Source organism: Salipiger sp. ABN3_019, assembly GCF_056158605.1.
The window spans coordinates 40455-55761 of sequence record NZ_JBSWTP010000001.1; the positions used below are offsets into that span (position 1 = coordinate 40455).

Here is a 15307-nt window from a genome sequence, read left to right on the forward strand (position 1 = left end):
GGCGGGGCTGTCTACCACATCGCCGGAAGGCATCGCAAAGCGCCTATTGGCGCTTGCGTGGCTACTTAGGCAGCGTTGCTCAGGAAGCTGATAACGGTCACCAGGACTGCGGCTCCGATGATTAGCTCGAATGCCTGGGCACGGATCCAGCGGCGGGATTTCTGCTGTGCGGCGCGTTCGATTTCGAGCTGGCTCATGGTGTCGTCCTCCGGGTCTTCCTGGATTTGCGAGCAGGTCACTTGCTGTCCCGCTCTGAAAACATGGATACCGCGCGGCATCGCGGAGGAGCAGCCCCGCACCGGGCTAGATCAGGGCGAAAAGGGAGGCACTCGATAGCGCGGACGGAGAGGGACCAGCCCGCGGGTATCTCGAACCTATCCTTTAGGATTGGTTTTCGGAGAGGCCGCGGGCCGCAGACCGGCCGGTTCCGCGCGCCGCGGCAGGCCGCGCGTGCCGCATGGCGTGCTGGGCTATTGGCAAGAGCCTATTTTAAGGGGAACTTGACGGCGGGGACAGCCGGCGAGGGCTCGCAAGGGTTGCCTGCCAACGAGTGAGCCGCGCCACCAAGCCTTCCAACGAGCGGTCAGCGCCGGGGGAGGCGGCAACTAGAAAGTCTGCCAAGGGGGGCTGAACTGCGGACCGCGGAGGGGTGCCCGCCCGCAGGTAAGGTCAGCGCAGGGCCTCGGACAGCGCGCGGCGCGAGGCCGGTGTCGCCATCTGATCGTGAAGCTGCTGGAATTCGGCGCGGGCCTGTGCCTTCTGTCCCGAGTTCAGGTAGGCGTAGCCGCGCAGCAGCGCGAGATCGCGGCGCACCACGCCGGTAACGCGCTCAAGCTCGTCGAAATAGGCAATGGCGCGACCGTAGTCCCGGCGGTTGTAGGCGGCGACGCCACGCTTGTCGAGAATTTGGCTTTCGATCTCAAGCCGCTGATCCGGGGTGAAATGCGTCGCCGCCGCGACGCCCGCGGCTTCGTCCACCATGTTCAGCTGCAGCATGACCAGCGCCTGCCCATAGCGGGCATCGCGGCGGCCCTGCGCGGACGGCGCGCGGCTGGCGGCATCGGCGAAATCTGAAAGCGCCTGCATGGGCCGGTCCGCGTTGAGCGCGCACCAGCCGCGCTGCGCAACGGTCTCGGGATTGCGCGCGGTGGCAGTGGCGGCTAGGCAGCTGGCCCAATCGCCGCGCTCGGCGGCGCCGCGCGCCTGCGACAGCCCGGCAGAGGCGGGCGCGGTGCGGGTGGTGCTCGGTGCCGGCGACTGCAGCGCTGCGGCGCGCTGCGGCCGGCCCACCGGGCGCAGGCTGACGGCCGGGGGGACCCCCGCCGCGCCGGGCGCGCCCGGCGCGATCTCGAGCGGGGTCAGGGGATCGAGCGGGCGCGCGCCGGTCTCGGCCTGCGCCTGCGCCAGCATCCCGGCGCGGAGCCTGTCCTCGATCGAGGACAGGCGGACGGCGGCGGCGGGGGCCTGTTCGCGGGTGAGATCGGCGAGCCGCTCGAGCTGCGCGAGGCTGGCGATATCCGCGGATTTCTCCAGCGTCGCGACAAGGATGTCGGGGTCGGAGCAGCTGCGGGTGATGCCGGTGTAGACCCCGAGTGCCGAGGTGACATCGCCGATGGACTGGTATTGCTCGGCCAGAAGCCAGGCATTGTTGACCCGCTCGCAGCGCAGCAGGGCGGAATTGTTGCGCGCGACGCGGATGGCTACGTCGGGGTTGTTCGCGGCGACCGCGGTATCGAAACTGGCCTGCGCCTCAGAGAGCGCCAGGGTTTCCAGCAGCTCCGCCGAGGGGGCCCAATTGGGGTATTCCCGGCTGATGTCGGCGATGGTCCCGCGCGCGGCTTCGAATTCCCCGGCTTCGACCTGCCGGTAGATGCGGTCGATCATCTCGCCGGGCACGTTGCGTTCGAGCTGGCCCAGATCATCGGGAACCACCCAGCCGGGGTATTGCAGCTGCAGCCGTCGGATCTCGGAGGTGACCGCCTGCTGGTTGTTCTCGGACATGTAGAAGCGCAGCGCCTGAAGGTCGGCGTCGGTGGGAGACTGCGACAGCGCCGGTGCGCCGGTGAGGCAGCAGGCAGCGACGAGCGAAAGACCTATGTGCCTGAGTTTGCTCATATCGGGATACACATCGGCGAGGCTTCGATCTGGGCGATCATGGTAAAAAGTTGCAGCGTTCCCGGATAGTAGGGCGATCCGGTCGAGAAGGGCGGGATCTGAGAATCCGACGCTCTGCCGCACAGTGCATTTGGCGAGCGCCGAGATCGCCTTGTAGCCCGGATCGTTGCTGGTCGAGAGCGCGCGCCCGGTCTCGCGGTCAATAACCGTGGCGACCAGGCCCGGGGCTACCTGCTCCTGTGCCTCGGCGTAGCGATATACGGCGGGGTGATCGCGCAGCCCGGACCAGATCAGGTAGAGCGGCAGACGCATGGCCTCGTAGCCGGAATCGAAGGAATACCCCTCGGCGGCGCGGATGCCGCTGGGTGTCACCTCGACCCAATCGGGCACGACGCCGTCCTGCGCCAGTGTCCGCGCCACCTCGACGGCACCGCGGGCGGCCTGCGCGAGGACAGGCGCATCGAGGTCGGTGGCAAGCTCGGTCATGGCCAGCGGCATGGCGTAACACGGGTTGTAGATGAAGCCGGTGTCGGTCTCGAACCCCTGGGCACCCGGGATCAGCAGCGGATCCAAGCCTTCACCGCCGGGATGCGGCGCGATGCAGGACGCCACGATGTCGGCGACTATGAGCCGCGCGGTCTCGCGGTACTCGGGGACGTTGAACCGGCGCGCGGCGCGCAGCAGCGCCCAGGCCCGGAAGAGATCGCCGTCGCTGGCGTTGTTGAGGTCGGGCACCTTCACCGGATCGTCGGGGAACCAGCGCCAGGCCATCAGGTTGTCCGAGCGGATGGCGAGGTTCAGCCGCGCCCAGGTCTCCATACTGTCGAATGAGCGCTGGTCGCCGAGGGTCGCCGCCAACAGCATGCCGTAGCCCTGGCCCTCGGAATGGCTGGCTCTGCGCTGCAACTGATCGACGACGCGGCCGGTCGCATCCAGGTTCGAGGACCGCCACGCCAGCCAGACATCTTCCAGCTTCGCCTCCAGCCCGAGGGCCTGGGCCGCAACCTCCGGGGCAGCGCCATTCAGCGCGGCCAGGGCTGCCATTCCCGAAAGCAAACTGCGCCGGTTCATGTCTTTCTCCGTCGGCTCACGATCAGGAGCCCCATTGCCGACAGTGCGCAGCCGATGGCGAGCAGGAAAAGGGGGGCGATGTACCTTCCCGGCGAGAGTGTAACATAGTTGCCGACAACGGCGCGGGCGTTCCGCAGGGTCAGCGGCTCCAGCAGGCTGAGCGGGCGGTTGGCCGATCTCCAGACCTGCCACTTGCCGTCGAAGCCAAACAGCGAGACCTGTCCCTTCGGCCCTTCCGAGCGGTCATGCATGTCCACCAACGAGGCAACCAGTCGCTCGTAATCTGTGTTGGGGCGCACCACCAGCCACAGGTCTTCGGGGGTCTCCATGCTCGGCTGGATCAGCATCGCCTCGGCGGAGCGGTCCAGCAGCCAGCTGTCGAGATCGGATTCGGGGCCGCGCCAGAGCGAGGCGATCTTGCCCTTCAGCTCGCGCAGCCGGCCGATGGCCTCGCGGCGGTCGACGAAGACCCGCCACCAGCCGCGCTGATCGACGGTGGCCCAAGGGTCCAGGCCCTGTCCGGTGGGCGCCGGCGCCGAAAGCAGCACCTCCTCGAGCATCGAGACGTTCTTGCTGACGATATCGCCGGGAATGCTCGACAGGTCGGCGGGGATCCCGATCCGGATGCTGCCGATCCGCGGCAGGCCATTCTGCGCCGCCGCGCCGCGCTCGTCCGGGGCGTAGATCGAGGCGATCTGCGGCAGTAGGCCGATGGGCAGGCTGCGCTGCGCCGCCTCGCTCATGGAAATCCGCGAGACGTCGAGCGAGGCAAGGGTGCGGTCGATCCGCGGCAGCGTCATGCTCGGGCTTGCCGGGACATCGAGCCGGGTGGTGTCGAAGACCTGGAAGACCGGCTCGGATCTGGGCGCGCAGGCGGCATCGGCGGGCTCGCCAGGCACGAGCGCCTCGAAGCTCAATTCGTTCACCCCGGGCTGCAGCTTGCTGGCGGCGAAGGGGATCGGCAGCGGATCAAGCCGCCGTCCGGCCTGCGCGGGATCGTCCAGCGGCAGCAGGCGCACGGTCTCGCCGTTCAGCTTCACCAGCAGCAGCGAGCCGGCGGGCAGATCCTCTGCAAAGGCATAGTCCAGCCGCAGGCGCGCCTCTTGCGAGGCGAGCACCAGCCAGTCCCACGGCAATCGGAACGAAATCGACTGGTCGATGTAATGCCCGCGCCCTTCGAGCGTGCCGACGCCGAGATCAGACAGGGTCTGCGGCGCACCGGGGGTCGCTTCGGGCAGGGTCTTCTCGTAGCGCAATTCGCCGAGCGCGCCGGTCAGCAGCGCCTCGATCTTTTCGGCCTCGCCGCTGTTGGTGAGCAGCACGATGGCGCCGTCGCCGCCGTGGCGAAACGCCGGCAGGTCGGGCATCGCGTATTGCTCGGGCAGGGCGGTCACCCGCGCCAGCGTGGTGCCGGGCGGGGCCACGGAATAGTAGTCGTCGACGGTGATCTCCGGCGGCAGCCCGCCGAACAGGCTTTCGATCCGCGCCACCGACGGCGAGGCATTGATCACCTGCACGAAATTCGCGTTCGCCAGCTCGAAATTCCCGCCCTGACCGAGCTGCGCCGCGATGGCGGCCATGAAGCCCAGCGGGTCGGGGCCAAGATCGGACCGTGGCACCGTGATGCCGCTGCGGTGCGCGATGATATCCGTCCAGAGCCCAAACGAGGCATCCGGCCCGCAGAGCACCCGGTGGACCTGTTCGAGGCGCAGCTCCACAAGGTTGCGCCCGGCCTTCAGCACACCGTCGGGAACGGCGAGCGGTGCCGTGCCCGCCGCCGAAAAGTTGTCGAGCCGGATGGTGCCGATCTCGGTGCCGTTGACCATGACCGTGGCATGCGAACGCTCGGGCAGCAGGTTGATCGAGCTCAGCGTCGCCACCTCCAGCATCGCGCCGTCGATCTGCCGAGGTAGAAACAGCCAGAAGCCCTCCGCTGGGTATTCGCCCTGCATGCGGTGGCCGGCGGTCTCGCCGTCCTGCGGGCTGCGCGGACGCAGCGGCAGCAGCACATCGCTGGCCTGCTCGCTTTCGCCGAGGGCCGGTCCGGCGGCTGTGTCGGGGGCGGGCCATTGCTGCCGGCTGGCGGGCCCGTCCGGAAGCCCGGGCTGCGGGCGCAACGGGGCATCGCGCGAAGTCCCGGCGGGCGGGAACGCATCAAGCTGGATCTGCTGCGCGCTGGTCCAGGAAGTCTGCAGCGCGAGGGCGGGAAGGATCGCCAGGATCAGTCGTCTGGTCGCATGCATGGCGCTACTCCTCGACCCTGAGGTAGTCGTCGGGCTGCGCGGCAATCGCCGGAACCGTCACCGCAACGGTCGCTGGGACAGCCGCCCGCTCGGTGGTCCTTGCGGACGCTGTGAAGGCATCCTCGAACAGGGTTTCATCCGCTTCGGGCTCGCCGCTGCGCCGCGTCAGCTCGCGCGCGAAGTCGAAGATGGTGCGCGGCAGGGCGATCGCACTCTTGGCCAGAACATAGAGCAGACCGGCGACCAGCGTGCTGCTCTGCGCGTGCAGCTTACGGAAGAACTGCCACCTGCGGCTGTCGCCGTAGACCACATGGGCCGTCAGCCGCGCCGCCTGTACCATCTGCTCCGGGGCGACCCTGAGTTCGATCATGGTGCCATCGACCCCCGCGCGGACCTCTGAGACGGTCAGCGGCAGGGCGGTTTCGAGGTCGGGGGCCTTGGGCAGGCTCGGGTAGAGCGTGACCTTGGCGCCGATCTGCTCGGCGCTCCAGGCCTCATGTGCGGGGTCCTTGACCTGCAGCTGCAGGCGCTCGGGGCTGGCGGAAACGATCGCCACCTGATCCTCGCGCTGCGCCTCCGGGGCGCCGTATTCGGCGCTGAGGTTACCAGCAGGATCGGCAGTGAGATTGGCGCTGCCGGCGGGTTCGGCCCGGGTGATCCGCCCCGAGGCGGAAACCGCGGTGCGCGGCCGCAGCAGCCGGCGCGGGCGCTCGAAGACCGCGCGCAGGGCAAAAGCCGCCAGCACAAAATTGTAGAGCGCCCACGCCCCGACGATCTGCACGACCGAGCGGTCGCCGGGGAAGGCGTACCAGCGGTAGGCCCCGGCGGCGAGCCCCGCCAGCAGCAGCAGCACCAGAAGCGTGAGCGGGCGGTAGATCGGCGACAGGAACGCATGCTCGAGGCTGCCGTCCTTGGCGGTTACCTTGAAGGTCGCCGCGCGCGGGCGCAGCACGGTCTCGACCAGCGCTTTGAGCAAATAGGGGGTCTGCGCGATTTCGTAGACCTCGGAAATCTGCGGCCATCGCACCTCGGAGAAAAGCGCATTCTGCACCATGAAGCCGATCAGCAAGTAGGGCAGAATGTAGACGAAGACCTCTTCGGGCTCGACGACAAAAATCTCGAGGCCGAAGAACAGGTAGAACAGCGGGCTGAGCAAAAAGATCGTGCGGACCAGTGGGAACAGCCAGAAGCCCATGGAATTGAGGTAGCATAGCCGCTGCGGCAGCGAGAGCCCGCTGCGGAAAATCGGGTTCTTGAGGATCAGCATTTGGATCATGCCCGTCGCCCAGCGGCCGCGCTGCTGGATGAACGAGGCGAAGGTCTCGGGTTGCAGACCCGCGATCATGGCGTGATCGAGATACATGCTCTCCCAGCCGCGGGCATGGATGTCGAGCGCGGTTTCGGCGTCCTCGGTGATGGTCTCGCCTGAGATGCCGCCGACCTCGTCGAGCGCCCGGCGCCGCAACAGCGCGGCCGACCCGCAGAAGAACGCGCCGCCCAGCCGGTCGAGCCCCCGGTGGATCTCAGAATAGAACATCTCGTTCTCCGAGGGGCAGTTCTCGGGAAGGGCGAGGTTGCGTTCGATCGGGTCGCGGTTGGTGAAGAAGTGCGGGGTCTGCACCAGAAACAGCCGCGGGCGTTCGGCGAAGTAGCCGACGGTTCGCGCAAGGAAATCCGGCGTCGGCACGTGGTCCGCATCGAGGATCAGCACAAGCTCTCCGCTGACCTTCTGCAGGGCTGCATTGAGGTTGCCGGCCTTGGCGTGCTCGTTCTTTGGACGGGTGGTGTAGACCACGCCGAGCTCGCGGCAGAGCGCCTGCAGGTTTGCCCGGCGCGCCTGCGCCTTTTCAGAAATCGCCGGATCGCTATGGGCGCAGCGCTGATCGGTGCCGCCGTCATCGCAGAGCACGACGGTCTTCTTGTCATCGGGGTACGAGATGCGCTTGGCTGCGGCCAGCGTGACCGCCAGCAGCTCGGGGCTCTCGTCGTAGCTCGGCACAAGGATATCGACCGTCGGCACGTCGCTGAGCTTGATCGGCGCGGGTCGCGGGTGGGTGACAGGATCGGCGGTGACCAGCGCGGTGAGAAAGAACAGCCCGACGGTGAAAGTCTCGGCCCCGAACAGGATCAGCGCCGCGATCAGCGAGACCGGATCGTCCGGCGACGGCAGCGTCTCGAAGGCGCGCCAGAGCCAGTAGCGCAGCACGAACACTCCGGCGATCGACATCACCACGAAGCGTATCGAGATCCGCGTGCCGACCAGCGGTTTTAACGCGTAGATCAGCACACAGGCGATCAGCGCCAGCAGGCCCTGCGTGCTGACCGAGATCGGCACCGAGGCCAGAAACAGCAACGGCACGGTAAGCACCACCCAAACTCCGAACAGCAGGAGCGAGGTGGCGGGCTGCGCATTGGATGACTTCATGGAAGCGGGCCCGCCAGTGGTGAAAGCATTTGTGGGGCAGCGACGGGACCTAGCGGGCTTGCGGCAAATCCGACCGCTGCGGGCCCGATCGGGGCCAGCGCCTCTTCCTCGCTGCCATGGAGACAGTTGCGCAGCATCATGTCCATGGCCGGCGCGCCGCGCAGCACGGTGCGGCTGGTGGCCTCGAGACGGCGGAACGCCAGCACGCAGTTGAGCCCGGCATTGTTGGTCCAGCGCGCCCAGCTCATCATGCCGAGTGCGTCCTCGGTGGTGCGGAACGTCAGCTCCTCGAAGCGCTCGAAGGGCGTCGGCGTGCCCTGCGCCGAGGCCAGCAGATCGGCCGGACGGAAGCGCCCGCCAAGCGAGAGCGGCGAGCGTTCGGACTGCAGCAGGATGAAATTCTCACCGCGCATGGCGGTCAGATTGGGCAGTAGGATGCGCTGCTCGGTGATAGAGCGGTAGCGGCGCTCCAGCACCATCTCGGCCTCCGGCACCGAGATCCACGCGCTCGACAGCGGCTGTGATTGGTAGGGTGCGCGGTCAAGGCGCGCTTGAAACTCGGTGTAGCTGAGCGGAAAGCTTGCACAGGCACCCAGCACTAGGAACGGGACCCCGAGCCTGACTGCGCGCACCATCAAGGCAGCTCTTGCCAAGTTCTTGTTATTCTGAAAGTGCATCAACCTACAACCAAACCTAGCATCAAGCTTCGCAAGATAACCTGAGGGCAGCAGACATCGAGTTCCATAGGCGAAGTCTTGCCGCGTGACCATGCGTTGCGGTTTTGATACGCGCCAGAAAATGTCCACCCTTAGCCTTACCCAAACAGCGGACGGACAACTGGATTGATCACGAGGTGTCCGGCATGATCTATGCTGGCTGGTCTCCGGAATAGCCTAGCTGCGAATTAGCTCTCCCCCATCGATCATTTGCTGAGCGGCTGCCTAATAAGCTGTCGTTTGATCGAGATGCAGCATTGGTTGAAATGGGCTCGGTGCGGCCTTGGTGCAGTGCAGCGGCGGCGCCTCGGAGACAATCTTCTTCACCGGTCATTCAGGACATCGCTTAATATCTCGGGGTCACGTGATGTCGACGCCTGGGCCGGGAGGGACGGATGGAGAAAGTCTCATGTCCAGGATCCAACTCCCCGCCATCAAGCCTAAGCGACGCCCTTGGAACCGTGGTAGGCTCGTTGGCCAGAAACGGCCTCTGCTGCCGAAACAGGTCCGGGCGATCCGTAGGCGCCTCGAACGCGCGGGCAACCTTCGCGATCTCGCGCTGTGCAATCTCGCAATTGACAGTAAGGTGCGGGGCTGCGACCTCGTCGGTCTGGGGGTCGCCCAGCTCGTTGTCGGCGATCGTGTCCGCGAACGCGTGTCGGTCATCCAGAGCAAGACGCGCCGCCCCGTTCAGTTCGAAGTCACGGAAAACACCCGAGCTTCGATCTCGGCGTGGGTGAAGCGGCCGGAGATGATCGGCTGCGCCTTCCTGTTCCCGAGCCGGTTTCATGCCAGGCCGCACATTTCGACGTGACAATACGCGCGGCTCGTCCGAGAGTGGGTGACGGCGATCGGTCTCGAGCCGAGCGGCTACGGCACGCACTCGTTGAGGCGCACCAAGGCTGCACAAATCTACCGCAAAACGGGCAATCTTCGCGCAGTCCAACTCCTGCTCGGTCACACCGAGGTGGACAGTACGGTCCGCTACCTGGGCGTTGAACTTGAGGATGCTCTTAGCATCGCGGAGTTGGTCGATATTTGATACGTTTGGCGAACAGCGCACGCCGTTCGCCAACCAAGACCGGACGTGCGGGGATCTACGTGTTGACGTGGGTTTCGAGCCCTCACCTTCCTGATGCTGCGCCGCGAACGAACGGCGGCTTCGATGGCGCGAGTGGCGAAGATTTTTCCGTTTCATGCCAATCAGAGCCGGATTGGGAAGCTTGTGGTGTGCTTGGTCGGTTGCCGGGCATCACCTTGCTTTTTTTCTTGGTCCCCCCGATGCTAAGGGCTGAATGCAGTGCCTCCACAAATGGATTGCCAATGTCTCATCGTTTTGAACTTGTCGGCGTCGCTGCGCTGGCCGCTCTTCTGGTCTCACCGGTCTTTGCTCAAGGTCACGATGGCCCGCCGCCGATGTCGGAGGAGAATCAGGCGCTGAGCGAAACGCTTCAGGAGCGCATGGGCGACACCAGCACCTTGATGGAGACAGTGCCGATCCCGGACAGCGCTGCCGAATGCGGAGACACGCCGGGCTATGACCGGATGCTTTGCCTGATTGATCTGCTTAAGGCGGACGTGTCGGAGGATGTCCTCGAACACCTGCAACTGGAGTATTCTCGCACCGAGGCGGAATACTGGAGCAACTTGCCTGCGGGAGCCTTCCCCAAGCGTCCGGGTGTTCTGCTGGGCGAGCTGAACACCAAGCAGCGCGGGCTGGTCAAGGCGATCATGATGGAAGCCACGAGCCGTGAAATCGACGAGGGCTGGGACGAGATGATCCAGACACTCAACGCCGACGACTACATCAACACCGTCAGCACCGACTACAAGGCCGGCTATTCCTCTTTCAACACCAAGTTCGCCTTCCTGGGCACGCCCGGGCCGACCGGTGTCTGGGAGCTATACTACGGCGGGCACCACATGGCCTTTGCCAATACCTTTGTCGATGGGGAGTTGGCTGGGGCCACGCCGTCCTTCCGGGGCGTCGAACCTTTCCCCTATTTCGAAATGAACGGCCGGGTTAACCAGCCCCTGACGCAGGAACGTGACGCCTTTGCTACGCTGCTCAGCGCACTGTCGGAGGATCAACGCGCAGTTGCCGAACTGGAAGGAACCTACCGCGACATCCTCGCCGGGCCGCAAGCCGATGACGCGATCCCGGACAGCTTCGAGGGCCTGCCGGTCTCCGAATTGGGCGAGGATCAGACCGCCCTGCTTCTGGCCGCGATTGAGACCTATGTCGGTGATATTTCCGACACCGAGGCCGCAGCGTACATGGAAAGATACACATCCGAATTGCCCGAGACCTATCTCGGTTATTCCGGCACGCCGCAACTGAGTGCGGAGGATGATTACGTCCGGGTGCATGGGCCGTCGCTCTGGATCGAGTTCTCGCTTCAATCGAACAAGTCCACTGACAAGGTGGGGAACCACCCGCATTCTGTCTGGCGCGATCTGGCGGACGATTACGGCGGACAGAAAGAGTGATCTGGCGGTCCGGCCTGCTCGCGCTTGTGGTATTTATTGGCAGTATCGGGGCTGTTCTGGCACATGCCTTGCCCGGCAGCGTTCTTCTGTTGCGCCAGCAAGGATCCGCATTGCAGTTGACGATCCAATTCCCATTGGACGATCTCATTGTCGCGGCGCCGGAACTCTCTGCGTTGGAGGAAGTGGCGGCAGGCCAACCGTGGCCGCAGGAACTGACCACGGCCTTAGCGCGCTATCTCGAGCGTCATCTTCTCTTGACAGATGAGGATGCGCCCTTGGACCTGACAATGACCGATGCGCGCATTCAGTCCACTTACCATGACCACCTGGGTCAATTTTCCTTGGTCGTCAGCCAGTGGCACGTGACGGGCTCCGTGGATCGCTCACCCCGTCTGGTGCTAACCTATGACGCTGTGATGCACGAGGTGCGCAATCATCGTGCCGCGGTTCTATGGGGTGAGCAGAACGGAGAATTGCGTCCGATTTCAGAGTTCGGCTACTTCGGCGCAGCCGATGGCGTTCCGCTCAATCCGACCGCGGCCGGTCCGGAGTGAGCGAGTTCCAGAACCAGCTCCGATAGAGGTGGCCGGTGGAATCTGAACAGCCGGGATAAGTGGATTTTCCGCGCAAGAGCAGCATGATGCTGCGAGCGAGGAGAAGACCGATGGCAAGACGACCGCGCCGGAATCATAGCCCGGCGTTCAAGGCGAAAGTGGCAGTGGCTGCGATCAAGGGCGAGAAGACCCTGGTCGAGCTGGCGCAGGATTTCGATCTGCACCCAAATCAGATCAAGCAATGGCGAGACCAGCTCCTGGAAGGTGCGACCGGCGTATTTGGCGAAGTCCCGAAAGGCGATGCCCAGCCCAAGATCGACGTGAAGACCTTGCATGCGAAGATTGGAGAGCTGACGCTGGAGAATGATTTTTTGTCCGGCGCGCTCGGCAAAGCGGGCCTGCTGCCGAGCGCAAGAAGATGATTGATCGAAAAGCAAAGCTCAGCCTGTCACGTCAGGCCAAGGTCCTCGGTATTAGCCGCGGCAGCGTCTACTATCAGCCTCAGCCGGTCACGGATGCCGACCTCAAGCTCATGCACCGGATCGACCAGTTTCACATGGAGTTCCCGTTCTCAGGCAGCCGGATGCTGAAGGGGCTGCTGGCCCAAGAGGGGTTCATCGTAGGGCGCCTGCACGTCGCTACGCTCATGAAACGCATGGGTATCGAGGCGCTGTATCGCAAGCCCAACACTTCAAAATCGACGCCAGGCCACAAGAAATATCCATACCTGCTCAGGAACCTGCCCATCACGCGTCCCAACCACGTTTGGGCGATAGACATCACTTATATCCCCATGGCCCGCGGCTTCATCTATCTCGCGGCGGTGGTCGACTGGGCCACGCGCCGCATTTTGGCATGGCGAGTGTCGATCACACTGGACGCGGGCTCTTGCATCGAAGCGCTGGAAGAGGCCTTGGCCAGACACGGTCAGCCCGAGATCTTCAACAGCGATCAGGGCAGTCAGTTCACATCGACCGACTTCATCAAGGTTCTGGCAGCCCGGAAGATCAAGATCAGCATGGATGGCAAAGGGGCATGGCGCGACAACGTCTTCGTTGAGCGCCTTTGGCGGAGCATCAAGTACGAAGAGGTCGACCTCCGGGCATACGCCAGTGTGTCCGAGGCGCGCACAGGTATCGGCCGCTACATCGGCTTCTACAATCCTGCTTCATTGCGCCCATCTCTCTATGCCTCTGAAGTAAATAGGTTTTGCTGATCGGGGTGCGATCCGGTGGGGTATTTGGGGTTCTGCCGGGCGCGCTGGGTGATTTGCTGGGCTGGCGGTTTGCCGAGTTCCGCGCGGGCGAAGATCCACGGACCGTCCGGTAACGGATGAACGCCCTCGATGCTGCCGGCTTCGACGGCCAGTCTTAGTGTCTTGGTCGTGACGCCGAGCAGGCGCGCAGCGTTGGTCAGGTTGAGCCAGGGTTCGGTGCCGTCGGGAGCCGGGCGGAACACCGGGATCTTGTGATGCGACCTGAGTGCGGTGACGCGCTCCCGGGTCCATCGGTTGCCATGACCGGTCAGCAGACCGTTTCGATTTAGGATGCCGGCGATCAGATCGTCGGTGGCCAGGAGAACGAGCTGACGTACCGCCGCGATGATCTCTGGTGCTGTACTGTTGCGCTGGCCTCGACGCCGCTTCGGCAGGCGCAGTTCGGTATGCACGCCGCCGATCCAGTGGATCAGAAGGACGATCTCGGAGGCGTCGTCGTCGATGTCGGCGACCACCTCGAGGATGACGGTGCGCACGATGCGCTTCTTGAGCCGGGCATCGGTCGTTGGCGCCTCCCAGACAGTGCGAAGGTCCGTGCCGAGCGCGGCGGCATCCAGCGCCGCCAAGGAGGAAGGCCTGGGGGTTGCAGAATCATGCGCGGCGATCTTGGCCTCAATCTCGGCGGCGCGTGCGAGGGCGCGGTTCCACCGCGCTTCGAGTTCTGCCGCCACAAGTCGGTTCTCGGGATCGGCTGCATCATACTGGCGGAAGGCGCGGTCGGCACCGTAGCGGGCAGCTTCGAGGTCTCGCGCCAACGCGTCGCGAACCTGATCGCGGCGACTGGCGATCTGCGCCTCGGCCTCGGCGGTCGCAGTGATGGCGCCCGGCTCGACCACCCGCAGCAGCGCATCCTTGATGGCATCGTCGACCCGCAGGCCACCGAAGGCGATGCAGCGCGGCTCGCCGTTGTCGAGCAGACCGCGCCAGCAGGAATAGCGCGGGATGTCGTGCTTGGCCCCAGTGTAGCGGACCGTCAGCTTGCGGCCACAGCGCCGACAGCGCAAGAGACCGGCGAGCAGGGCATCGCCGTGCTTGGGCGCCCCATGGTGCCGGCTCGTGGGGGTGTTGTCGCTGACCATCGCGCGGATCGCCTCTGCCCGTTCCCAACTGATATAACCTTCGTGTGCGCCGGGCTTCAGCGCCAGCCATTCAGCGCGCGGTTTGCGGCGGCTGCCGGTTCGCGGAACGGCCGCGCCGTGTCTCGGCACAACTCGGGTCTTACCATAGGCGTAGGCGCCGCCGTAGACCGGGTTCTCGATCATGCGGTGGATGGTGGCATAGGTTGGCCTGCGCAAGATCACGTCGCCATTGGCGTGTCTTGCGGGCAGGTCCAGCCCGTGCTCCAGGAACCAGAGCAGGGCCTGCCGGGCGCTGCCGAGCTCGGCCACCTTGTCGAAGACAAGGGTGATGGCCTCCTGGACGCGGCGGTCGGGGTCCTTCTCGAGCCTGTCGCCGGCCTTCACGAAGCCGACGGGAGCCGCGACGATCAACTCGCCGCGCCGGGCCTTCTCGTAACGGGCGGACAGCGACCGTTGCCGCAGCAGATCGAGCTCGTACTCGTTGAGACTTCCTTTCAAACCGAGCAGTAGACGGTCGTTGCCTTGGCGTGGCGCATATACCGCCTCTTGGTCGACCAGGACGGTGTCGACGACCCGGCACATCTCGATCAGCTGCTGCCAGTCGCGGCTGTTGCGCGCAAAGCGCGACACTTCCCGCGCCGCGACCGCACCGACCTTGCCCAGGCAGACCTCGGCGACCATCCGGTCGAAGCCCGCCCGCGCAACGCCGCCCGCCGCGGACCGGCCAAGGTCGTCGTCGATCGTCTCGATGCAGGACCAGCCGAGCGTCGCCAGCCGGTCGCGCATCGCATATTGCAGAGCGCCGCTCTCGCGGTTGTGCAGCACCTGGTGGGCGGAGGACTGTCGCACGTAGAGGATCGCCTTGCGCTCCAGGTGGTGCGAACTGATCTTCTCATGCTTCATGTCGTGCCTCCGTCCGGCGAGGCGCCTGAGCGCCGGCGGCGTGGTCGAGGATCAGGCGGGTCATCAGTTCGGTCAGCGTTACCCGCGCCTCCTCCGGCAACGTCTGCCAGTGCGGCGCCGGGACCAGGTCGGCGTCGCTGGGGTGAGTGAACAACTCGAGCTGTTGTGGTGCTGGTCGGCGTGGCATCGGCATCTCCCGGAATTGCCTGCTGGGAGCTCGATGTTGCGCTCGAATCTGGCATTTGCGATGCGCCATCACGAACGCCGGCCGCATCGTGCAGCAATGCCGCCAGAGCTCGCAAAGCCGCCACTGAGGCAACCGGCGTTACCGCAACTTGCCAGCACTGGCAGGCCGCCCGATCGAACATCCAGACGGGAACCTCCAGCCGTCGGTCCGACGAGATACCGCTCAGGCTACAGCGAAACGCAGCCCAG

The 15307-nt window shown here is 65.2% G+C and carries 9 protein-coding genes and 1 pseudogene; 4 read left to right on the forward strand and 6 right to left on the reverse strand.

Annotated features, from left to right (window positions below; genetic code table 11):
• Nucleotides 1–65 precede the first annotated feature (65 nt).
• The 5 genes from ACXAD2_RS00235 to ACXAD2_RS00255 form a co-directional block, all read right to left on the reverse strand.
• Nucleotides 66–197, reverse strand: a complete 132-nt coding sequence (locus ACXAD2_RS00235) for a hypothetical protein (protein ID WP_475165354.1) — start codon at nucleotides 195–197, stop codon at nucleotides 66–68.
• Between the two features lie 472 nt (nucleotides 198–669).
• A complete protein-coding gene (locus ACXAD2_RS00240) occupies nucleotides 670–3186 on the reverse strand; it encodes a glycosyl hydrolase family 8 (protein ID WP_475165356.1) in 2517 nt (838 codons plus the stop codon).
• The gene (locus ACXAD2_RS00245; protein WP_475165358.1) at nucleotides 3183–5429 is read right to left on the reverse strand and encodes a cellulose biosynthesis cyclic di-GMP-binding regulatory protein BcsB; all 2247 of its coding nucleotides are present in this window, start codon (nucleotides 5427–5429) and stop codon (nucleotides 3183–3185) included. The genes ACXAD2_RS00240 and ACXAD2_RS00245 overlap by 4 nt, the downstream gene beginning before the upstream one ends.
• Nucleotides 5430–5433: 4 nt before the next feature.
• Nucleotides 5434–7854 carry a UDP-forming cellulose synthase catalytic subunit gene (bcsA, locus tag ACXAD2_RS00250; RefSeq protein WP_475165359.1) on the reverse strand — a complete coding sequence of 807 codons (2421 nt, stop codon included), beginning with the start codon at nucleotides 7852–7854 and terminating at the stop codon, nucleotides 5434–5436.
• The gene (locus ACXAD2_RS00255; RefSeq protein ID WP_475165360.1) at nucleotides 7851–8489 is read right to left on the reverse strand and encodes a hypothetical protein; all 639 of its coding nucleotides are present in this window, start codon (nucleotides 8487–8489) and stop codon (nucleotides 7851–7853) included. The genes bcsA and ACXAD2_RS00255 overlap by 4 nt, the downstream gene beginning before the upstream one ends.
• Before the next feature lie 490 nt (nucleotides 8490–8979).
• On the opposite strand from ACXAD2_RS00255, the pseudogene ACXAD2_RS00260 reads away from it, so the two are divergent.
• From ACXAD2_RS00260 to ACXAD2_RS00275, 4 genes and pseudogenes are all read left to right on the forward strand, one after another.
• Nucleotides 8980–9612, forward strand: a pseudogene (locus tag ACXAD2_RS00260) (tyrosine-type recombinase/integrase).
• A gap of 281 nt (nucleotides 9613–9893) precedes the next feature.
• Nucleotides 9894–11060, forward strand: coding sequence for a DUF3500 domain-containing protein (locus tag ACXAD2_RS00265; protein WP_475165362.1), 1167 nt, complete (start codon nucleotides 9894–9896; stop codon nucleotides 11058–11060).
• Nucleotides 11057–11614, forward strand: a complete 558-nt coding sequence (locus tag ACXAD2_RS00270; protein WP_475165364.1) for a hypothetical protein — start codon at nucleotides 11057–11059, stop codon at nucleotides 11612–11614. Before ACXAD2_RS00265 ends, ACXAD2_RS00270 begins: the two co-directional genes overlap by 4 nt.
• A 110-nt stretch (nucleotides 11615–11724) precedes the next feature.
• A protein-coding gene (locus ACXAD2_RS00275; RefSeq protein WP_475165365.1) for an IS3 family transposase occupies nucleotides 11725–12830 on the forward strand; the annotation gives its coding sequence in 2 pieces (ribosomal slippage) (nucleotides 11725–11988 and nucleotides 11991–12830; 1104 coding nt in all).
• On the opposite strand, the gene ACXAD2_RS00280 is transcribed toward ACXAD2_RS00275, so the two are convergent.
• The gene (locus tag ACXAD2_RS00280) at nucleotides 12800–14872 is read right to left on the reverse strand and encodes a recombinase family protein (protein WP_475165368.1); all 2073 of its coding nucleotides are present in this window, start codon (nucleotides 14870–14872) and stop codon (nucleotides 12800–12802) included. The two genes, ACXAD2_RS00275 and ACXAD2_RS00280, sit on opposite strands and share 31 nt — an antisense overlap.
• Nucleotides 14873–15307: the final 435 nt, after the last annotated feature.